This is a genomic window from Limnohabitans planktonicus II-D5 (assembly GCF_001270065.2).
Classification (GTDB): domain Bacteria; phylum Pseudomonadota; class Gammaproteobacteria; order Burkholderiales; family Burkholderiaceae_C; genus Limnohabitans_A; species Limnohabitans_A planktonicus.
On record NZ_LFYT02000006.1, the window covers coordinates 74,643 to 95,904 of the forward strand.

Sequence of the window (21,262 nt, forward strand, 5' to 3'; positions counted from 1 at the left end):
CCTCTCACGCGGTGGAAGCAAAACGTTCAATCCTGCTCGGCAAACCCCTGAAAACAAGCCTTCAGTTCATGCATCCAGCGGTGCTTGTCGGCCTCGGGTGCAAAGCTCGCTTCGATGCTGTTGGCGGCCAGTTTGTAGGCTTGCTGGGCGTTCAGGTGCAGGGCCGCAAAGGTTTGCAGGTAGTTGTCGTTCAGGTAGCCGCCAAAATAGGCCGGGTCGTCCGAGTTGAGGGTGATGCACAGGCCCGCATCCAGCATCTGACCCAGGTTGTGGTCGGCCAGGTTTTTGAACACACACAGCTTGAGGTTGGACAGCGGGCAGACCGTGAGCGGCATCTGGCTGTCGGCCAGGCGCTGCATCAGACCCGCGTCGTGGATGGCTTGCACGCCGTGGTCGATGCGCTCGACCTGCAGCACGTCGAGTGCGCCCCAGATGTAGGCGGGTGGACCTTCTTCGCCCGCATGGGCCACGCAGTGCAAGCCCAGCTCGCGGGCGCGGGCAAACACGCGGGCAAACTTTTCGGGCGGGTGGCCCAGCTCGCTCGAATCGAGCCCCACGCCGATGAAGTGTTCGCGCCAGGGCATGGCTTCTTCCAGCGTGGCCAGTGCTTCGTCTTCAGACAGGTGCCTCAAAAAGCACAGGATCAGATCGGCGCTGATGCCCAGCTGGGTGTGCGCATCGCGGCAGGCGCGGCTCAGGCCTTCGATGACCGCGCCCATGGCCACGCCGCGTGCGGTGTGGGTTTGTGGGTCAAAAAACAGTTCTGCCCGCACCACATGATCGGCCTTAGCTTTTTCAAAATAGGCCCAGGCCATGTCGTAAAAATCCTGCTCGTGCAGCAGCACGCTGGCTCCGGCGTAATACAGGTCCAGAAAACTTTGCAGGTTGGTGAATGCGTAGGCGCTGCGCAAGGCGGCCACATCGGCATAGGGCAGCTGCACGTCGTTGCGCTTGGCCAGCGCAAAGATCAACTCGGGCTCGAGTGAGCCCTCGATGTGGATGTGCAGCTCGGCCTTGGGCATGAGGCTCAGCAACTCAGGCAAGCGCTCTGGGGGGATGGCGTGGACTTTGAACATGTGCGGCCTTTGAAGTATCAGCCCCGCATATTAATCTGTGAGTCCTTGCGCCAACACACATTCATTGGCCCAAGATGCACCCTGGGTGCAGTGCCTGCCCGCCTACAATCTCCCCTTCGTTCACACACCGGCCATTCAGCGGGCCACCGATTGCAACCATGGCGGTATTCACCGAAGTCACCGAAACCCAGGCCAATGACCTGATGCAGTCCCTGAATTTGGGGCAACTGTGCGCTTTACGCGGCATTGAGGGCGGCATTGAAAACACCAATTACTTTGCCACCACCGATCAAGGTGAGTATGTACTGACCGTTTTTGAGCGCCTGACCCACGAACAGCTGCCCTTTTATTTGTTTCTGATGAAGCACTTGGCAGGCCGTGGCATCCCGGTGCCGGACCCCGCAGCCAACAGAGATGGCGATGTCTTGCACACCCTCAGCGGTAAACCCGCCGCTGTGGTGAACAAATTGGCAGGCAAAAGCCAGTTGCGACCCCAAACCGCCCACTGCGCCGCTGTGGGGGACATGTTGGCACGCATGCACTTGGCCGGGTCCGATTACAACCGCAACCAACCCAATCTGCGTGGCCTGCCCTGGTGGAATGTGACGGTGCCCGTGGTGCTGCCCCACCTCGATGAGGCGCAAGCGAGCCTGCTGCGCAGTGAATTGGCTTACCAAAACCACATCGCACAGGGCGCTGCTTATGCGGCCCTGCCCCGTGGCCCTGTGCATGCCGACCTGTTTCGCGACAACGTGATGTTTGATGGCGAGCAGCTCACAGGTTTTTTTGACTTTTACTTTGCTGGTGTGGACGCCTGGTTGTTTGACCTGGCCGTCTGCCTGAACGATTGGTGCATCGACTTGCCATCTGGCAGGCACGACCCGGATCGCGCCCTGGCCATGCTGCACAGCTACATGGCCGTGCGCCCCTTGAGCGCTGCAGAACGTGAATTGCTGCCTGCCATGCTGCGGGCTGGTGCATTGCGCTTTTGGATTTCACGCCTTTGGGACTTTTTTCTGCCACGCGAAGCCTCGATGCTCAAGCCGCACGACCCCACGCACTTTGAGCGCGTGCTGCGTGGACGCATCGATCAACCCGTGACCCTTTGAACGCTTTTTTGAGCACATCACCATGCAATTGAACATTGTCCCTGCCCGCTCTGGTCCGCATTGGGCGATGCAAGGCATTCGCACGTTTTGGCGTCAGCCGCTGGCCATGTCGGGCCTGTTTTTCCTCTTCATGGCCACCGTGTCTTTGGTCTCGATGGTGCCGTTCATCGGACCGGCCTTGGCCTTGATGGTGCTGCCCAGCCTGACACTGGGCACGATGGCTGCCACCCAGGAGGCTGCTGATGGCAAATTCCCCATGCCAGCGGTGTTGTTTGTAGCACTCAAAACCGGCCCGCAGCGCAAGGCCATGTTTGTACTGGGCGGTCTGTACGCCTTGCTGTTCATCGGGGTCATGTTGGCCTCGGTGTTGGTGGACGGCGGCACTTTTGCCAAGGTGTATTTTGGTGCAGCGGCCATAACCCCCGAGTTGGTGCAAAACGCGTCATTTCAATCGGCCATGTGGTTGTCCATGTTGCTTTACATTCCCCTGTCGATGATGTTCTGGCATGCACCTGCCCTGGTGCACTGGCAGGGCGTGCCAGCGGTCAAAAGTCTGTTCTTCAGCTTCGTGGCCTGTTGGCGCAATTTGCGCGCATTTGCGCTGTATGTTTTGGTCTGGATCGGCGTTTTCATGGCTTCGGGCGTTTTGGCTTTGCTGGCCTCAACCCTGCTGGGCGATGCCCAATGGATGGCGGCCATCTTCATTCCTTTGGCGCTGTGCGTCACAGCCATGTTTTTCACCTCGATGATGTTCACCGTCAAGGATTGTTTCAGCTCGGATGCAGAGGCTCACACGCCCCAGTGACAGCCCACCCAACCTGCACATAGGCATTCATTGGGGGCTTCAGCCATCAGCTGACACGGCATTGCCCCGCTTTCAGGCCCGTGCTGACAAAAGCAGACCTGCTGGATGTTCAGGCGTAACGCTGGCTGGCCAGCTTGGCACCTTCGGCCAGGGCTTTGAGTTTGGCTTCTGCCACGGCGCGGCTCATGGGGGCCAGGCCACAGTTGGTACAGGCAATCAGGCGATTCTTGGGCACGAACTGCAAAGCGCGGCCAATGGTGTCGGCGATTTCTTCGGCCGTCTCGATGGCCGGGTTGGCCACATCGATCACGCCAACCATCACGTCCTTGCCCTCCAGCAGCTTCATCATCTCCATGGGCACATGCGAGTGCATGCACTCGAGGCTCACTTGCTGAATGCTGCTCTTGGCCAAGGCCGGGAACACCTTTTCATACTGACGCCATTCGTGGCCCAGCGTCTCTTTCCATTTGTTGTTGGCTTCGATGCCGTAGCCGTAGCAAATATGCACCGCCGTGGTGCAGGTCAGGCCCCGCGCTGCAATCTCAAGTGCCTTCACGCCCCAGTCGGCAGCTTCGTCCATGTAGACGTTGAAGGCCGGTTCATCGAACTGGATGATGTCCACACCATCGGCTTGCAGCGCCAGCGCTTCCTGGTTGAGCAACTCGGCAAAGGCCATGGCCATTTTGACCTTGTCGCCGTAAAAGCGGTCGGCCACGGTGTCCACAATCGTCATGGGGCCGGGCAAGGTGAATTTGAGTTTTTTCTGGGTATGGGCACGGGCCAGCTGGGCCTCGAAGGCGTGCACGCGGCCCTTCAGGCGCAACGGTGCAACGACCTGTGGCACCTGCGCGTCGTAGCGGTTGTTGCGGATGCCCATGGTGACTTTGTTCACAAAGTCGATGCCCTCGACCTGCTCGACAAAGCCATGCACAAAGTGCTGGCGCGCCTGTTCGCCGTCACCGATCACGTCCAGCCCGGCGTCTTCTTGCGCCTTGATCCACAGCAGCGTGGCGTCAGCCTTGGCTTGCTGCAACTCAGGGCCTTGCGTTGTCCACTGAGGCCAGAGTTTTTCGGTTTCGGCAAGCCAAGAGGGTTTAGGCAAGCTGCCAGCGATCGCTGTGGTGAACATGGTGTGCTCCTTATTTATCAATCAGGTCGATGGGGTGAGCGCAAATTCTTGCGCCATCAATTCATAGGATCGGCTTTGCGCCGCAGGGTCGTGCGTCCAGGTGATGAGCACCAGCTCATCGACCTCCAGCCGTGCGGCCAATTGGCGCAGTTTGCGGCCCAAGGTGGCTGCCGAGCCGATCAGGGCCCCTTCACGCAGGCGCTCGAGTGCGAACTGCTCAGCCGGGCTGTAATCACGCGCCGCGTCTTCGGGCGGCAAGAGCGCACCGATGCGACCCAGGTTGCGGTCCATTTTCCAACGGGCACGGCTTTCAAACAGGCGCAGCGCTTCTTCGTCGGTGTCAGCGGCCAAGGCCCACACACACAAAGCCGCGTTTGGTTTTTGAAGACCTGCACTGGGGCGAAAAGTCTCACGGTAAATCTGCAGCGCTTCGTCAGCACCCTGCCCATCGGTGATGAAATAGGCAAATGCATACGGCAGCCCCAAGTGCGCCGCCAGCTGAGCGCCATAGTCCGAGCTGCCCAGCATCCAGATGTCGGGCGCAGTGTCCGACTGCGGGTACGCATACACCTTGTGCCCAGGGTGGCCGGGTGGGAGATTCTGTCCATTCACCCAAGCTTGCAGCTCCATCACCTGTTGCGGGAAACGCTCTGAGGCATTGCGGTCGGGGTTGAGCAATTGCGCAGTGCGTCCGTCACTGCCGGGCGCTCGTCCCACGCCCAGATCAATGCGGCGCGGGGCCAAAGCATCAAGCACCCGAAACTGCTCAGCCACCTTGAGGGCCGCGTAATGCGGCAGCATCACACCTGCACTGCCCAAGCGAATGCGCTGCGTGCGGGCTGCAATCGCTGCCATCAACACCTCGGGGGCTGTCCCCACGATGCTGGGGTGGCTGTGGTGCTCGCTCACCCAAAAGCGGTGGTATCCCCATGCCTCGGCTTGTTGGGCCAGCGCCAGCGTTTGACGAATGGTCTCGTCCTGCCCGCGCCCATGGGCGGCAGCGGACTGATCGAGGATGGAAAGTTTCAAACTCATTGGGGCTTGCCTGCAGGGTCAAGGGCGGCCATTTCTGCCTCTTGCAAAGCACGCCACATGACCTTGCCACTGCCACTCTTGGGCAAGGCGTCTGCAAAACTGACCACACGCGGAATTTTGTAAACAGCCATGTTCTCGCGGCACCAGTCAATGATGTCCTGCTCGCTCACTTTGCCTTGGTGATCCTGGCGCAACACGACAACAGCTTTGACAGATTCGCCGCGATAGGCATCGCGTGTTGAAATGATGCAAGCTTCCTGTATGGCAGGGTGGCGAAACATCAGCGCTTCGACCTCGGCAGGCCATACCTTGAAACCGCTGGCGTTGATCATGCGTTTCAAGCGATCGGTCATGAAGAAATAGCCTTCTTCGTCCACGCGGCCCATGTCCCCTGATCGAAAGAACGACTTGCCATCGCGCTCAAAAAACGCTGCAGCCGTGGCGTCTGGGCGCTTCCAATAACCCTTGAACACCTGCGGGCCACAAATCACAATTTCACCCGACTCACCTTGTGCCAATTCATCAAGGGTATCCGGATTCACCACGCGGGCATCGACACTCATGAAAGGAATGCCCAGACACTGCTTCTTGGGGTGATCAGGCGGGTTGCTGTGCGAGGGTGCCGCTGTTTCGGTCAGGCCATACCCTTCGGCGTAGCGCAGGCCAAACTGGTCCAGCAAGCGCTGTGCCACAGCCTCGGGCATGGCCGCACCGCCACCGCCGATGTAGACCAGGCTGGACAGGTCGTATTTGTGCATGTTCGGGCTGCCCAGCAAATCAATCACCATGGTCGGGATGTTGGTCCAGTGGGTCACTTTCCATTTGGAAATCAAATGTCCGGCCACATCTCGGTCCCAGCGCGGCATGATGACCAGACACGACCCCAGCAAAATATTGGTGTGCATCAAGCTGACCATGCCGGTGATGTGGAACATGGGCACCACGCACAAAGTCACGTTTTCTGGCGTGCCATTACCCCAAAGACCACTGGCCATGGCGTTGTGCATGATGGTGCTGTGTGTGTGCATGCAGCCTTTGGGCAATCCGGTGGTGCCACTGGTATAGGGCAACAATGCCATGTCAGAAGGCGTGGCTTGGACCTGGTGCAAGCTGACAGGAGCCGCTTGCACCACCAAATCGGCCCAGGCGTGAACCTGTCCAGAAGTCAAGGAAGGCAGCGTGTGCTGCGGCAGCAACCAGCTGCGCCAAGACTGAGGCAAGTCCTCAGGGCTCACCCGGTCTGGATCAAACACATCCGTGAAGTGCGTCACCACCAAATGTTGCAGGCGCCGCCCGTCGGGCAAGGCTTCGCTGGCCTGGGCCAACTCTGACGCAAGATCAGCAGTGGTCACTGCCACACGCGTATCCGGGTCAACGATGTAATGCTTGAGCTCTTCAGCCCGGTTCATCGGGTTGACCGGCACCACAACGGCATCAAGACGCAAGATGGCGAAATGGGTGATGACCAACTGTGGGCAGTTTTGCATATTGAGGACCACACGGTCCCCCGTCTGCACGCCCAAGGCAGACAAATGCGCCGCCATGTGCTCAGCGGCCTGCAACAGTTCACGGAATGTCCAAACTCGCCCCATGAACACCAGTGCAGCCTTTTCAGGGTAACGCAGGGCGCTGATGGCCAAATTCATCCAAAGCGACGTGGCCGGCGGTGTGATCCTTGTCGGTAACCGAGCGGGCCAAACAGCGTCGTGAGCGGGCATCAGAAGTCTCCAGTGACAAAAAGAGGATGATTGCATGTTAATCTTCTTGTCGATACAGCATGTATCGCAGTTTGTCGCAGCGGAGACGATCAAGTCAGGTACATAAAGACCCCATAAATTGTTTCAAATTGTTTATTTTTTTATTCCTTTGTGTTATTTTTCGTGTCCCATTAACATTTTTATCACTAAAATAAACGCATGCAAACACAACACACCCCCGACACCCTCGAAGATTATTGCGGCACTACCTACGCAGCCAAATTACTTGGACTGTCGGTGGGGACGATCCAGACACTCGTTGAAAAAAATGAGCTCCAAGCCTGGAAAACCCAAGGTGGGCATCGCCGCATCTCGATGCCCTCCATTCGTGAGTACCAGCGCAAGCACAATATGCTGATGTCTCCGCTCGACAACCGAGAAGGCCGACTCAAAGTGCTGCTGGTGGAAGACGATGCAGTCACAAGGGACATGCTTCGCGATTTCTGCAACCGTTGCGAAATGCCTGTGGACTGCACCGCCATGTCCTCCGGCCTCGAAGCTTTGATCGACATCTCCAGCATTCAGCCCGACGTCATGATCGCTGACCTCAACATGCCGGGCGTAGACGGATTTGAACTTTTGCGCACTCTGCGCCAAACCTCCCAGTTCAACCGCATGACTTGCTTGGTGATTTCCGCCTTGACGCAGGAAGAAATTGCAGCTCGCGGCGGCCTGCCCGAAGGCACCATCTTCATGGCCAAACCGATCAACATGCAGTGGTTCAACGGATTTTTCACTGCCCTGATGGCCGGGCGAAAAGTTGAACTGCAAGCGACAGCCTGATTTCCATTTTTAGCCATCCCAGCGCCACGGCGCACAGCCCTTAAATTTCACTTTTCAACTCCTCTTCAAGCCACTGCAACTTCTGCAGTGGCTTTTTTTTCATCTCAAGCAGTGCAGGGTTTTCACGCATGCCTGATTGGCCATTCTTTGTATACAGTTTGGCACACAAAGAAGCACACATCTAGTCTCTTTGGCCTGTTTCCCTCCCCGTTTACTTCCAAGGAGACCCCTCCATGAGTTCAACCATCCACCCCGTGGACGAAAAACTGCCCTCTGGCAAGCTCGCCGCTTTGGGCCTGCAACATGTGCTGGTGATGTATGCCGGTGCCGTAGCGGTGCCGCTGATCGTCGGCCGTGCCCTCAAACTCAGCCCCGAGCAAGTGGCCATGCTGATTTCCGCCGACCTGTTTTGCTGCGGCATCGTCACGCTGATCCAGTCGCTGGGTGCCACCCAGTGGTTTGGCATCAAGCTGCCGGTGATGATGGGCGTGACGTTTGCGTCTGTGGCCCCGATGGTGGCCATGGCCAACAACAACCCCGGCGTGCAAGGCGCAGGGCTGATCTTCGGGGCCATCATTGGCGCGGGGGTGATATCGATCTTGATTGCGCCCATCGTGAGTCGCATGCTGCGGTTTTTCCCGCCTGTGGTCACGGGCACCATCATTGCCGTCATCGGCATCAGTTTGATGCGCGTGGGCATCAACTGGATTTTTGGCAACCCCTTCGGCCCCACAGCGCCCACCATTCCCAATCCGGAACACCTGGCCTGGCTCGATGCCGCCAAACAAGCGGCCAGCACGGGCGCGGTACCACCGGTACCAGCGGGCATGAGCATCGTAGGCTCGGTGCCCAACCCCAAGTACGCGCAGCTGTCGCACATCGGCATCGCTGCCATTGTGTTGGCGTCCATCTTGCTGATTGCCAAATACGCCCGAGGCTTTGTGGCCAACATTTCGGTGCTGCTGGGCATCGTGATCGGTGGCGTGGTGGCCACAGCGGCCGGGCTCATGAGCTTCGAAAAAGTCGGCAAAGCCGGCTGGTTTGACTTGGTGCTGCCCTTCGAAATTGCCACCCCCGTCTTTGACCCGATCCTGATCCTGACCATGACCTTGGTGATGATCGTGGTGATGATCGAATCGACCGGCATGTTCCTCGCTTTGGGCGATCTGACCGGCAAAAAAGTCGATCAAAAAATGCTCACTGCAGGCCTGCGCACCGACGGTCTGGGCACGCTGATCGGCGGCATTTTCAACACCTTCCCCTACACCAGCTTCTCGCAAAACGTGGGCCTGGTGGGCGTGACGGGCGTGAAAAGCCGCTTCGTCTGCGTGGCCGGTGGTGTGATCCTGATCGTGCTGGGGCTGCTGCCCAAAATGGCGGCTCTGGTCGAGTCGCTGCCCACCTTTGTGTTGGGCGGTGCGGGCTTGGTGATGTTCGGCATGGTGGCTGCCACCGGCATCCGCATCCTGGCCAACGTGGACTACAAGGGCAACCGCAACAACCTGTTCATCGTGGCGATTTCGATCGGCTTTGGCATGATCCCTCTGATCGCGCCGCGCTACCTGCAGTGGATGCCGCATAGCATCCACCCCCTGATCGAGTCGGGCATCTTGCTGGCCTCCATCAGCGCTGTGCTCTTGAATCTGTACTTCAACGGGGCACACGGCGACAGCAGCGACGCCGTCGAAGCGGCCAAGCAAGCCGACTCGCACTGAAGACCGCATTGAATGGGGCGACGCGACGCCCCGTCGTGACCAGGCGCTGACCACACCGCCAGCATTCCCCACCTGGGCGGAGCTGCCGCACCCGACAGCAACAAGCCAAGCCAAGTGCTTGGCAATTTGCTTTTTTGAGGGGTCATTCCGGGCAGAAGGCAGCTCCAGATGGGTTACGATTTCAACACTTACGTGTTTTTCCTTGATCAATTGAGATAACAACAATGAGCGACAACCTCTCCCCCGCCGAACAAGCCCTGCGCGACGCCGCCCGTGACTACCACCGCTACCCCACACGCGGCAAAATTTCGGTCAACCCCACCAAACCCATGTCCAACCAGCGCGATTTGTCGCTGGCCTACTCGCCTGGTGTGGCTTACCCGTGTCTGGACATTGCGGCTGACCCCTCCAAAGCCCACGAATACACCTCACGCGGCAACCTCGTGGCTGTGATCACCAACGGCACCGCCGTGCTGGGTCTGGGCGACATCGGCCCGCTGGCCAGCAAGCCCGTCATGGAAGGCAAAGGCGGCCTGTTCAAGAAGTTCGCGGGCATTGACGTGTTCGACATCGAGCTGGCCGAGCGTGACCCCGACAAGCTGGTCGAGATCATCGCCAGCATGGAGCCGACCTTGGGCGGCATCAACCTCGAAGACATCAAAGCGCCCGAGTGCTTTTACATCGAGAAGAAGCTGCGCGAACGCATGAACATCCCGGTCTTCCACGACGACCAGCACGGCACCGCCATCATCTCGGCCGCCGCCATGCTCAACGGCCTGGAACTGGTAGGCAAGGACATTGCCCAAGTCAAAGTGGCCGTGTCGGGCGCAGGCGCTGCGGCCATTGCTTGCCTGGATGTGATGGTCGGTCTGGGCGTGAAGACCAGCAACATTTTTGTGTGCGACTCCAAGGGCGTGATCTACGAAGGCCGCCCCGGTGGCTACGATGAATCCAAAGCCCGCTATGCACAAAAGACCGATGACCGCACCTTGGCCGATGCGGTCAAGGGCGCTGACGTGTTCCTGGGCTGCTCGGCCCCCGGCGTGATGACGGTGGACATGGTCAAGACCATGGCCGATAAGCCCATCATCCTGGCGCTGGCCAATCCAGAACCTGAAATTCGCCCCGAATTGGCCAAAGCCGCTCGCCCGGACTGCATCATCGCTACTGGCCGCTCGGACTACCCCAACCAGGTGAACAACGTCCTGTGCTTCCCCTACATCTTCCGGGGTGCACTCGACTGCGGCGCCACCAAGATCACCGAGGCCATGAAGCTGGCCTGCGTGCGCCAGATCGCCGACCTGGCCAAAGCCGACATCAGCGAAGAAGTGGCCAGTGCCTACGCTGGACAAGACCTGACCTTTGGCAGCGACTACCTGATCCCCAAGCCATTTGACTCGCGTTTGATCTTGCGCATTGCGCCCGCCGTGGCTCAAGCGGCCGCAGATTCGGGCGTGGCCATGCGCCCGATCACCGACATGGACGCCTACCGCCAGCAGCTGCAAAGCTTCGTGACGCAAACCGGCCTGTTGATGCGCCCCATCTTCAACGCCGCCAAAGCCGTGGCCCACAGCGCCAAGCGCGTGGCCTATGCCGATGGCGAAGACGAGCGCGCCCTGCGTGCCGCTCAAATGGCCATCGACGAAAAGCTGGCCCACCCAATCCTGATCGGTCGCCCTTCGGTCATCTCCGCCCGCATCGAAAAAGCCGGTCTGCGCATGCGCTTGGGCGTAGACGCCGAGAACGTCAATCCCGAAGACGATCCGCGTTTCCGCCAGTACTGGGAACACTATCACCAGTTGATGAAGCGCAACGGTGCCACCCCCGCTGTGGCCAAGGCTGCGGTGCGCCGATCCAACACCATCATCGGCTCGCTCATGGTCTCGCTGGGCGACGCCGACGCCATGATCTGCGGCCTGGCAGGCACCTACATGACGCACTTGGAGCGCATCGACAGCATCCTGGGCAAGCGCGCCGGTGCAGGCAACTACGCCGCCGTGAACGCCCTCATGACCAACCAGGGCCCACTCTTCGTCACTGACACCTATGTCAATGAAGACCCCAGCGCCGAGCAACTGGCGGAGATCGCCTATATGGCCGCGCAGGAAGTCCAGCGCTTTGGCATCGTGCCCAAAGTGGCCTTCCTCTCCCATTCGAGCTACGGTTCGTCCAAGCGGGCGTCTGCACGCAAGATGCGTCTGGCGCGTGATCTGTTCGTGGCCCAGCACCCCGACATCGAGTGCGATGGCGAGCTGCACGGCGATGCGGCCCTGCAGCCCGAAATTCGCAGCGCCTACATCGAAGACGGCACCCTGAGCGGCTCGGCCAACTTGCTGGTCTGCCCCAATCTGGACGCGGCCAACATTTTGTACAACGTCATGAAAACCACCACCAGCGGTGGCGTGACGGTGGGCCCCATCCTGATGGGCACGTCCGCCACAGCGCACATCCTCACGCCCGCCGCCACCGTGCGCCGGGTGCTGAACATGACCGCTCTGGCAGTGGCACAAGCCCACCACTGAGGCACCTGCAGGGGCACCCATCACGGATGCCCCTGCACCCATCCAGCCGAAACAGCTACAAAAGGCCCCGCTTTGGTGCACTCGCCCAGTTAGCGTGGCACCCAAAGTGGGCTTTTTCTAGGGGATGCACCTGACACGCCCCGCCAGAACCCTGATCGATAATGGCATCGAATTTGCTACACAAGATTCACCGTTTATCAGCCAATGGAGCACCTCATGAACAAGCGTTTTTTACTTAAAGCCACAGCCGCACTCGCCGCAGCCGCTTCTTTTGGCTTGGCACAAGCCCAAAGCACCCCCATCAAGTTCCAACTCGACTGGCGCTTTGAAGGCCCTGCCGCTTTCTTCTTGCTGCCAGCGGCCAAGGGTTATTTCAAGGACGCCAAGCTGGATGTGACGGTGGACTCGGGCAACGGCTCCGGTGGTGCAGTCACCCGCGTGGCTTCGGGCACCTACGACCTGGGCTTTGCCGACTTGGCCGCCCTGATGGAATTCCACGCCAACAACCCCGACGCTCCCAACAAGCCTGTTGCCATCATGATGGTCTACAACAACACCCCCGCCTCGGTGATGGCTTTGAAGAAGTCCGGCATCAAAACCCCGGCCGACTTGGCTGGCAAGAAGCTGGGCGCTCCCGTATTTGACGCCGGCCGCCGCGCCTTCCCCATCTTCCAGAAGGCCAACGACATCGGCAACGTGGCATGGACCGCGATGGACCCACCCCTGCGCGAGACCATGCTGGTGCGCGGTGACGTGGACGCCATCACCGGCTTCACCTTCACCTCGCTGCTCAACATCGAAGCGCGTGGCGTGAAAGCCGAAGACGTGGTGGTCATGCAGTACCCCGACTTTGGCGTCAAGCTCTACGGCAACGCGATCATCGCCTCGCCCAAGATCCTGAAGGAAAACCCCGCAGCTGTGAAAGCCTTCCTGGCCGCCTTCACCAAAGGCGCAAAGGACGTGATCGCTGACCCGGCCAAGGCCATTGAATCGGTCAAGGCCCGCGACGGCATCATCAACGTGGCGCTTGAAACCCGCCGCCTGCAACTGGCCATCGACACCGTGATCAACAGCCCCTCGGCCCGCGCCGAAGGCTTTGGCCAGATCAACGCCCCCCGAATGACGCTGATGGCTTCGCAAGTGTCTGACGCCTTCAACACCAAGACCCGTGTGAAGTCCGACGACATCTGGAACGGCTCGTTCTTGCCCACCGCCAAAGAGCTGGACATCCTGCCCAAGGGCAAGAAGTAAACCAGCGCCAGCTTCGGGGCATGCCGCCCCGGCGCTCCGGGCCCACCGCCCCCCTGCACGGGTCGGTGGGCTTTTACAGGGCGTAGCGTGTATACACTTTCGAACACCATTTTCGAGCTCTCACCATGACCCAAGAATCATTCGTTGATTTCCAGAATGTCTGGCTGGCCTACAACGACGAGTTGCTGGCGCAAAACCACTTCGCTGTCGAAGACATCAACCTGCAGGTCAAGCAGGGCGAGTTCATCGCCATCGTCGGGCCGTCTGGCTGCGGCAAGTCCACCTTCATGAAGCTGACCACGGGCCTGAAGATGCCCAGCAAAGGCCGCATCCTGGTCGACGGTCAGCCGGTCACCGGTCCGCTCAAGATCAGCGGCATGGCGTTTCAGGCCTCTTCGCTCTTGCCCTGGCGCACCACCCTCGACAACGTCTTGCTGCCTCTGGAGATCGTGGAGCCTTACCGCTCCAACTTCAAGCAAAAAAAGGCCGAGTATGTGGAGCGCGCCCGCAAACTGCTGAACACGGTAGGCCTGGGCGGTTACGAAGACAAATTTCCCTGGCAACTGTCGGGCGGCATGCAGCAACGCGCCAGCATTTGCCGCGCCCTGATCCATGAGCCCAAGATGCTGCTGCTGGACGAGCCCTTTGGTGCGCTCGATGCCTTCACGCGTGAAGAGCTCTGGTGCATCCTGCGCGACCTGTGGACCGAGCAAAAGTTCAACGTCATCTTGGTCACACACGACCTGCGCGAATCGGTATTTTTGGCCGACACGGTGTATGTGATGAGCAAGAGCCCCGGCCGCTTTGTGGTGAAAAAAGAAATCGACCTGCCACGTCCGCGTGATCTGGAGATCACCTACACCCCGGAATTCACCAACATCGTGCACGAGTTGCGCGGCCACATCGGTGCCATGCGCAAAACCGGTGCGGCGATCAACCAATGAGCGGGAGCCCCACATGAACAAGAAATCCCTCGAAAGCTGGTCCCCCTGGATCTTGCTGGCGCTGAGCATCCTGATTTGGGAAGGCCTGTGCCGCGCCTTCAACGTGTCGGAATTCATCTTCCCCAGCCCCTCGCGCATCGCGCAGCAAACCATCGAATACCGCGATGTGATCGCGGGCCACGCCTGGCGCACCTTCTGGGTGACCATGGTGGGCTTTGGTATCGCCATCGTGGTGGGCGTGTTGCTGGGCTTCATCATCGGCAGCTCACGCTTGGCCTATGCCGCCGTGTACCCGCTCATGACGGCCTTCAACGCGCTGCCCAAAGCGGCCTTTGTGCCGATTTTGGTGGTGTGGTTCGGCATCGGCATTGGCCCGGCCATCCTCACGGCTTTCCTCATCAGCTTCTTCCCGATCATGGTGAACATCGCCACGGGTTTGGCCACCTTGGAGCCGGAACTCGAAGACGTGCTGCGCGTGCTGGGTGCCAAGCGCTGGGACGTGCTGGTCAAAGTCGGCCTGCCCCGCTCCATGCCTTACTTCTATGGTTCACTCAAAGTGGCCATCACCTTGGCCTTTGTGGGCACCACCGTGTCCGAGATGACGGCCTCCAACGAAGGCATTGGCTACCTGTTGATTTCTGCGGGCTCGGCCATGCAGATGGGCTTGGCCTTCTCCGGCCTGGTGGTGGTGGGCGCGATGGCCATGGTCATGTACGAACTGTTCAGCTACATCGAAAAGCACACCACCGGTTGGGCGCATCGCGGTTCGCAAGGCGAGTGAACAGGCAGCCAGTCTCAGGCGCAAAAGCACATGACTTGGCTGGCCCGACTCGATTTGGACTACACGCTCGAAGCCGAGCGCAGCGTAGCCCGCTACCTGCACCAAGGCCCGCTGCGCATCTTGCAAAGCCTCTACCCCGAAGGCGATGCGGTCTGCCACAACGTGCTGGTGCACCCGCCCAGCGGCTTGGTGGGCGGCGACACACTCGACATGAAAGTCACCGTGGGCCCTGGCGCTCATGGTCTGGTCACGACGCCCGGTGCCACACGCTTTTACCGGTCAGAAGCGGGCCTGGCCGCGCAACAGGTTCATACCCGGCTGGAGTCGGGTGCGCGGCTCGAATGGCTACCACTCGAAGCCATTGCCTACAACGGATGTGATGGCCTCAACCGCGCCGTTTTTGATCTGGCTCCCGGGGCTGAGTTGATCACCTGGGACATCACCGCTTTGGGCTTGCCGGCTGCAGACATGCCTTTCGCTCAAGGCACATTCCGCCAACACATGGAGATTCCCGGCGTGTGGCTAGAACGCGGCACGATCAGCGCCACCGACACCCGATTGATGGACAGCCCACTGGGCCTGGCAGGCAAGCGCTGCATGGCCACACTGGTGTTTGCAGCAGGCAGTGCCATTGCGTCTGAACGCTCAGATCGCGCCCTGGCTTGTGCGCGTGAATTGCTCGAAGCGTCTGAACTGCGCCTGACCGCAGGCGCCACCTCACCACACAAACAGGTGATCGTGCTGCGCGCTCTGGCACCGGTGACCGAGCCTGCCATGCGGTTGCTCCGAAAAGTATGGGCTGCTTGGCGGCATGAGATGTGGGCTTTACCGGGCACTTACCCTCGGCTTTGGCATGTCTAAGCCTTGAGGTTTGCGGCTTGGCCAAACCGTCCCAAACCCAGCTCGATCAGGCTTTCACCACGGCGCAACAAGAACAACACATCCATCCCCATGCGCTGTGCCATGGCCAAACCTTCATCGGAGCCTGCCACCAGCAAGGCCGTAGCCCAAGCATCGGCCTGCATACAGTTTGGAGCCAGCACGGTGACCGATGCCACGCCATTGTTCACCGGTGCCCAGCGGCGCGGGTCCATGGTGTGCGCAAGGCGCGCGCCGCCAACCTCCAGATAACGGCGGTAGTCGCCCGAGGTGGCCACCGCCAGATCCTCCAACTCGATCACGCCGTGCACCGCACGGCGTTCAAGATCGGGGCTTTCCAGCGCCACGGACCAAGGTACGCCGCAGGACTGACCACCCACGGCGCACAGTTCACCGTCCAGCGCTGCCAGTGCATGCCGCACGCCATGTTTTTGCAACACTTGGGTCATTCGATCCACCGCGTAGCCCTTGGCAATGCCGCACAGGTCAAGCTGTAGCGGTGCCTGCTTGCGAACTTTGACTGCGTTGCTGTCCAGCTCCAGACAGGCGTGCGCAGCAAGCGGCTGGGATTGGCGTGCGATGCGAATGGCGTTCGCGTCGGGCGCATCGCTCTGCGCACCAAACCCCCAGGCATTGACCAGCCCCCCAACGCACGGATTAAAGGCACCCGCGCTCTGTCGATGGACATCCAGCGCACAGGCCAAGACCTCCAGCAGTTCTGCGGGCACCTCCACCCAAGCGTCTACAGGCGCACGGTTCACGCGCATGAGGTCGCTGTCCGGCTTCCAGGGCGATATTTGCAGGTCCACCTGATCGACCGCAGCGGCCAGGTCTTGCTGAAAGGCATTGATGTCCAGACTGTCGTCAGCATCCAAGGTGGCCGACCAGCGCGTGCCCATGCTCGGGCCGTTCAAGGTGATGCGTTGGTACTTTGCAGCCGATTCAGAAAACATCTTCGGCATAGCGTTCTTTGGCTTTGAGTTTGGCGACGCTGAGCTGCAGGGGTGCCAATACCGAATCAAGCACATCGGCCACGCCCTGCGCCATGGCGCGGCTGCCGCAAACACGAAAGACGGCGCCTTGGCTGACCCAGTGGCGCAGGCGTTCTGCATCACGGCGCAAGGCGTCCTGCACATAACCGCCACCTTGGGGCACACGCGAGAAAACCGTCTGCAAAGTGGACAAGCGACCTTCACCCAACCAGCGCTCGATCTCAGGGCCGAAGTAAAAATCTTTCGCCGGGTCACGTCCGCCAAAGTAAAGGTGCATGGGCCGCATAAGGTCATTTCGGCGGATGAAGCCCGCCAGTGGTGCCACCCCCGTGCCCGCGCCGATCAGCAACACCGGCTTGCGCGTCTGGGGCAGCGCAAACCCCGGGTTGGGACGGATGAAGGCCTGGATGGCGTCATGGGTTTGCAACCCCAGCAGATGCGTGGAGCACTGGCCACCGGGCATCTGGCGCACGCAGATTTCCAGAAAGCCGTCCTGCCAGCCCGACGCCAGAGAGTAGAAACGCGGCACGCTGGAGCCGGGTGGCACGATGCCCACCAGATCACCCGCCGAAAACCGCGCCAAACCATGCGTGCCCAGACAAGTGCGCAGACCCCGAGCAGGCCATGCAAAGCGCAAGATCGCGGTGGGGTGACCGCCCGCAGGGGCGAAGTTTTGACGCCCGATCAAGGTCAGCACCGTGGTCGGAGGCAGTCGTGGCACATGCTCCAGCACCAACGGCTCGTTCAGCGCTTGAGCCAAGGCCAAGCCCCAACGTGCGAACTGCTGAGCGGATTGTTGGTGGATGCATTCGAGCGGCAGCAATGCGGGCCAGCGTTGCTTGCGCAGCGTCTGATCCAGAGACTCGGCAAAGGCGCAAAACGCCGGGTACTGCCGATCACCAAAACCCAACACCGTGACCGGGACATTGTTGGCCTTGAGTTTGGAAATCAGCGCAAGCGCACCACTGGCATGGGCCGGTGCCTGGCCTTCGCCATAGGTGGCCGCCAGCACCAACACCTGCCGTGTGGCGGCGGTGGTTTGAATGTTTTCCAAAGCGCTGGTGTGCACGCGGTGGTCGCACTTTCTCAGCGCGTCTTGCAGTGTTTGGGCAAAACCCCAGGTGCTGCCCCCCTCGCTGGCCACGAAGATGAGCACATCGGCCTGCGCCATGGGGGCGTTGCCTGTGATCTTGGGGGTCTGGTTGCGCGCTTGCCACCAAATGAAAAAACCCGACAACCAAAACAGCAGCACGCTGGCACCAACAAGGCCGAGCACCACGGCCCACAGCCAAGCCGATTCGCCCGTGTGCAGCACCACAGCCAGGTCGTACACACGCTGCGCCAAGCTGGCTTCTTGCCAGGCCAGCATCTGGCCCGAATAGCGGTCAATCCAGCCCTGCCCCTTGGCGGTGGTGAGCTTCCAGCTGTCTTCGGGGTCGGTGACACCTGGCACATTCAACTTGCGCAAATCTTTGACCAGCAGGCTTTGCAGCGGGGCCAGCTGCGCGCCGGGCAAGGCAGGCTGGCCGGACACCACCGAGAGGACCTCCGGCTCAGTCCCCGCATCCAGCACCACCAGCCCCAAGGTCGATGCACTCATGGTCAGCGCGGTGACCGACGTGAGCAACAGAACAAGCAGCACCACTCGGCCGGTGACCACATGGGTGCGTTGCGCCAACGTGCCGCGCACCTTCTTGGTCAGTCGCTGCCAGCCTCCCATGCGCCGCAGCAGCAGCACCAGCGCCGATGCGCACAGCACCGCCATGACCAGCGCAATGCCCGCTGCCAGCCAGCGCCCGGCGTCACCCAGGAGCAATGAGCGATGCAGGTTCTTCACCCAACGCGGCAGCGCCGAGGCTTGCCAAGGGCCCAGCACCCCGCCATCGGCTGGGTCCACATAAGACGCCTGCGGCTGCTCGCCAGCAAAGCTGAACACCACGATGGCACCCGAGGGCAAGTGCCGGATTTCTTGGGCGTCTGGCACCGTGCGTGTCACGCGCTCGACCAAAGTAGCCGCAGTCAAGTCGCCAAGCGCTGCAGGTGCATTCCAAGCCTGCTGCACCGGGTCGATCGCCAAAATGGCACCGCTGATGCCCAGCACCACAGCCAGAGTACCAAGGGTCAAGCCCAGCCAGCGATGAATCGCTTTCCAACTCATGCGCGTCGCTTCATTGAAGTTGAAAGGTCGCTGACTGGATGTAGGGTTTGCCGGTCTGCGGCTTGCCCGCATTCGCTTTGGTCAGGGGAATGCGGACCTCTGACGGGCTGTCGCGCATGTCTTCGGCAGCGGCATCGATGCGGATTTCATAGCCCGCGTCGATCAATGCATCCGCCAGATCGGCCGTGACCTTGAGGGTGCGCCCCGCGCCCACGCTGGCACCGGTGACGCCATCCAGACGTTTGGCATCACCGGCCGAGAGTCGGTACCAATCCGACAAATGCTTGTGGTACTTGGCCTTGCCACCGGCCACCCAGAGGGTGCGCACATAGGCGCCCTTGGCATCGGTGAGGTAGGCCGCCAGGTAGGCACCGTCACCGCCGTAATTTTTGAGCTGCGCGGTGAGCGTGACCGGGCGGCTGTATGCCAAAGGAGAAAAGGCCAGTGCACAGGCCGTGGCCACAAGGGATAAAAGAGGTTTGGACATGGTGTTGTTTCCGTGAAGCCTGTTGAATGAAGAACTTATGACGCTTCGCGTTCACTTTTTCGCTCGCGTTGGTGGTCGTCCGGCTTGAGCTTCAAGATCTTGAGCGTTTCCGGGTCGATCTTGGCTTTGAATCTGCGGCCTTGGGCATCGGTGACCCGAATCTCATAACAGCCGTCGTCGATCTTCAGCCGCTCTATCTGCCAGCCTTGGGCTGCAGCCATCTGCCGCACGGCATCGCGCGATTGCCAGCGGTTGAGAGGCGCATCGCAATCGTCCTCGGCCAAGGCGGGCAAGGCGGCAAAGCCCAGCGACAACACCAGCAGCCCTTGGCTCAACTTGCGGATGCATTTCATGGGAGGTTCCTGTCAAGCCGGTTCGAGCACCAGGCATTGGGTTGGGGCCATGCTGAAAAAGCCATGGGCATTCAGCCCTGTTGGCGCGTTCACATTAGGTGCGCAGCAAAAGTGAATGATCAAGGTTCTTGTTCGAATCCACGTTGATCAAAGTCAACGCTTGTCGCTGACCCGCATGGTCAGATGCGAATGATGTTTCTTTTGTCATGAACACCCCTGCACATTGGATCGGCTTGCTGACCGCCTTGGGGGTGGGCTTGCTGATCGGCGTGGTGCGAGAGCGCCGGCACGAGCCTCATGTCTCCAAGGCTGGCACGCGAACGCACGCACTGGTGGCGATGCTCGGCTATGTGAGCTGGAGTTTGGGCACTTGGCCATTTGTGGCCACGGTCTTGGTGGTCGGTGCGCTGGTGATCGGTTGCTATCAGGCCACCGCCCGAAGCGACCCTGGCCAGACGGGCGAGGTGGCATTGCTGGTGACCCTGATGCTGTCGGCGCTGGCGCAACAAAATCCTAGCTTGTCTGCGGCTCTCGGCGTGCTGGCTGCGGCGCTGCTGCATGCCAAACACGCTTCGCAGCGCATCAGCCGTGTGTTGATCACGGATCAAGAATTGCAGGACGCCCTGATCCTGGTTGCCGCAGCACTGGTGGTCATGCCGCTGCTGTCAGACCAAGCGATGGACCCCTGGGGCGTGTTGCAAGCCACTACGCTGTGGCGCATCGTGGTGCTGGTCATGGCGGTGGGCATGTTGGGTCATGTCGCACAGCGAGCGCTGGGGGGCGTTGGGGCATGCCACTGGCGGCATTCTTTTCGGGTTTTGTGTCTTCCACTGCCGTGGTCGTCAGCACGGGGCAGCGCGTGCGTGGCGGGCACAGTGATGCACTACCCGCAGCAGCTTGTGCCCTGCTGGCCAATCTGGCGTCGTTGACGTTGTTTGCCGGGGTGCTGGGGGCCGCCTCACCGCCCCTGCTGGTGGCCATGCGCTGGCCACTGGTCTTGGCGGGCCTGGGCTTGCTGCTGGTGGTGGTGCTCGCCTTGCGTCGCATCGAAGGCGATGGTGTTGAGACGCCACCAGGACACGCTTTCAAACTGACCCATGCATTGGGCATGGCCAGCATCATTGCCTTGATGTCCTTGCTCGCCGCCTAGCTGCAACATGTTTTTGGCGATGTGGGTGTGCTGGTGGCTGCCCTGTGTGTGGCTTTGGTGGAAGTGCATGCCGCAGCCGCCAGCATTGCGCAACTGATTCATTCAGGCGGCATGGTGCCTGAGTGGGCGCACTGGGCACTGTTGGCCGTGCTGGCCTCCAGCGCAGTGGTCAAAACAGCTCTGGCGATGGCCAGCGGCGGGATGCGCTACGGCCTGACCGTAGGACTGGGATTCGTGGCCATGGTGGCGGGCGGCGCGGCAGGTGTGATGTGGGTCGTCTGAAGCTCGCAAAGGGTGTGCTGTGGCGTAAGCGATATCTCTGTAAACCGCCCAATT

The 21,262-nt window shown here is 60.4% G+C and carries 18 protein-coding genes and 1 pseudogene; 11 read left to right on the forward strand and 8 right to left on the reverse strand.

The genetic code is table 11. The features are described 5' to 3' along the window. Positions 1-26: 26 nt before the first annotated feature. Positions 27-1,076 carry an adenosine deaminase gene (locus tag H663_RS27355; protein WP_053170534.1) on the reverse strand — a complete coding sequence of 350 codons (1,050 nt, stop codon included), beginning with the start codon at positions 1,074-1,076 and terminating at the stop codon, positions 27-29. A gap of 158 nt (positions 1,077-1,234) precedes the next feature. On the opposite strand from H663_RS27355, the gene H663_RS27360 reads away from it, so the two are divergent. Both H663_RS27360 and H663_RS27365 read left to right on the forward strand, forming a co-directional pair. Continuing rightward, positions 1,235-2,185, forward strand: coding sequence for a homoserine kinase (locus tag H663_RS27360; RefSeq protein ID WP_053170537.1), 951 nt, complete (start codon positions 1,235-1,237; stop codon positions 2,183-2,185). Positions 2,186-2,207: 22 nt separating this feature from the next. Continuing rightward, positions 2,208-2,990, forward strand: a complete 783-nt coding sequence (locus tag H663_RS27365; protein ID WP_053170541.1) for a BPSS1780 family membrane protein — start codon at positions 2,208-2,210, stop codon at positions 2,988-2,990. A 109-nt stretch (positions 2,991-3,099) separates the two neighbouring features. On the opposite strand, the gene H663_RS27370 is transcribed toward H663_RS27365, so the two are convergent. Genes H663_RS27370 through H663_RS27380 form a run of 3 tightly spaced genes read right to left on the reverse strand, consistent with a single transcriptional unit; the run spans position 3,100 to position 6,872 of the window. Next, entirely contained in the window at positions 3,100-4,119 is a 1,020-nt protein-coding gene (locus H663_RS27370; RefSeq protein ID WP_053170544.1) for a methionine synthase, read from the reverse strand. A gap of 21 nt (positions 4,120-4,140) precedes the next feature. After that, a complete protein-coding gene (locus tag H663_RS27375; protein ID WP_205872690.1) occupies positions 4,141-5,154 on the reverse strand; it encodes an LLM class flavin-dependent oxidoreductase in 1,014 nt (337 codons plus the stop codon). Further along, positions 5,151-6,872, reverse strand: a complete 1,722-nt coding sequence (locus H663_RS27380; RefSeq protein ID WP_053170546.1) for a long-chain fatty acid--CoA ligase — start codon at positions 6,870-6,872, stop codon at positions 5,151-5,153. The genes H663_RS27375 and H663_RS27380 overlap by 4 nt, the downstream gene beginning before the upstream one ends. Before the next feature lie 198 nt (positions 6,873-7,070). On the opposite strand from H663_RS27380, the gene H663_RS27385 reads away from it, so the two are divergent. The 7 genes from H663_RS27385 (at position 7,071) to H663_RS27415 (ending at position 15,768) form a co-directional block, all read left to right on the forward strand. Then, the gene (locus H663_RS27385) at positions 7,071-7,694 is read left to right on the forward strand and encodes a response regulator (RefSeq protein ID WP_053170549.1); all 624 of its coding nucleotides are present in this window, start codon (positions 7,071-7,073) and stop codon (positions 7,692-7,694) included. Between the two features lie 233 nt (positions 7,695-7,927). Further along, a complete protein-coding gene (locus H663_RS27390; protein WP_053170553.1) occupies positions 7,928-9,409 on the forward strand; it encodes a nucleobase:cation symporter-2 family protein in 1,482 nt (493 codons plus the stop codon). Between the two features lie 224 nt (positions 9,410-9,633). After that, positions 9,634-11,931: an NADP-dependent malic enzyme gene (locus tag H663_RS27395; RefSeq protein ID WP_053170555.1), complete on the forward strand. Its 2,298-nt coding sequence runs from the start codon at positions 9,634-9,636 to the stop codon at positions 11,929-11,931. Positions 11,932-12,147: 216 nt separating this feature from the next. Then, complete coding sequence (locus H663_RS27400) at positions 12,148-13,182, forward strand: ABC transporter substrate-binding protein (RefSeq protein WP_053171587.1); 1,035 nt, start codon at positions 12,148-12,150, stop codon at positions 13,180-13,182. A 125-nt stretch (positions 13,183-13,307) separates the two neighbouring features. Continuing rightward, a complete protein-coding gene (locus tag H663_RS27405; RefSeq protein ID WP_053170558.1) occupies positions 13,308-14,126 on the forward strand; it encodes an ABC transporter ATP-binding protein in 819 nt (272 codons plus the stop codon). 13 nt (positions 14,127-14,139) lie between these two features. Next, entirely contained in the window at positions 14,140-14,907 is a 768-nt protein-coding gene (locus H663_RS27410; protein WP_053170561.1) for an ABC transporter permease, read from the forward strand. Between the two features lie 30 nt (positions 14,908-14,937). Continuing rightward, a complete protein-coding gene (locus H663_RS27415) occupies positions 14,938-15,768 on the forward strand; it encodes an urease accessory protein UreD (RefSeq protein ID WP_053170564.1) in 831 nt (276 codons plus the stop codon). On the opposite strand, the gene H663_RS27420 is transcribed toward H663_RS27415, so the two are convergent. From H663_RS27420 to H663_RS27435, 4 genes are read right to left on the reverse strand one after another with little or no spacing between them, the layout of a single operon-like run. Continuing rightward, the gene (locus tag H663_RS27420) at positions 15,765-16,748 is read right to left on the reverse strand and encodes an FAD:protein FMN transferase (RefSeq protein WP_053170566.1); all 984 of its coding nucleotides are present in this window, start codon (positions 16,746-16,748) and stop codon (positions 15,765-15,767) included. The two genes, H663_RS27415 and H663_RS27420, sit on opposite strands and share 4 nt — an antisense overlap. Continuing rightward, complete coding sequence (locus H663_RS27425; RefSeq protein ID WP_053170569.1) at positions 16,729-18,936, reverse strand: PepSY domain-containing protein; 2,208 nt, start codon at positions 18,934-18,936, stop codon at positions 16,729-16,731. Before H663_RS27425 ends, H663_RS27420 begins: the two co-directional genes overlap by 20 nt. 10 nt (positions 18,937-18,946) lie before the next feature. Then, on the reverse strand, positions 18,947-19,423 hold the full coding sequence (locus tag H663_RS27430) for a DUF2271 domain-containing protein (RefSeq protein ID WP_053170571.1): 477 nt from the start codon (positions 19,421-19,423) through the stop codon (positions 18,947-18,949). Between the two features lie 35 nt (positions 19,424-19,458). Continuing rightward, positions 19,459-19,776: a PepSY domain-containing protein gene (locus H663_RS27435; RefSeq protein ID WP_053170574.1), complete on the reverse strand. Its 318-nt coding sequence runs from the start codon at positions 19,774-19,776 to the stop codon at positions 19,459-19,461. Positions 19,777-19,982: 206 nt separating this feature from the next. On the opposite strand from H663_RS27435, the gene H663_RS42190 reads away from it, so the two are divergent. Together H663_RS42190 and H663_RS42195 are read left to right on the forward strand one after the other, a co-directional pair. Continuing rightward, a complete protein-coding gene (locus tag H663_RS42190; RefSeq protein WP_053170577.1) occupies positions 19,983-20,705 on the forward strand; it encodes an MgtC/SapB family protein in 723 nt (240 codons plus the stop codon). Beyond that, positions 20,597-21,208, forward strand: a pseudogene (locus H663_RS42195) (DUF4010 domain-containing protein). Before H663_RS42190 ends, H663_RS42195 begins: the two are co-directional and overlap by 109 nt. The last annotated feature ends 54 nt before the right edge of the window (positions 21,209-21,262 follow it).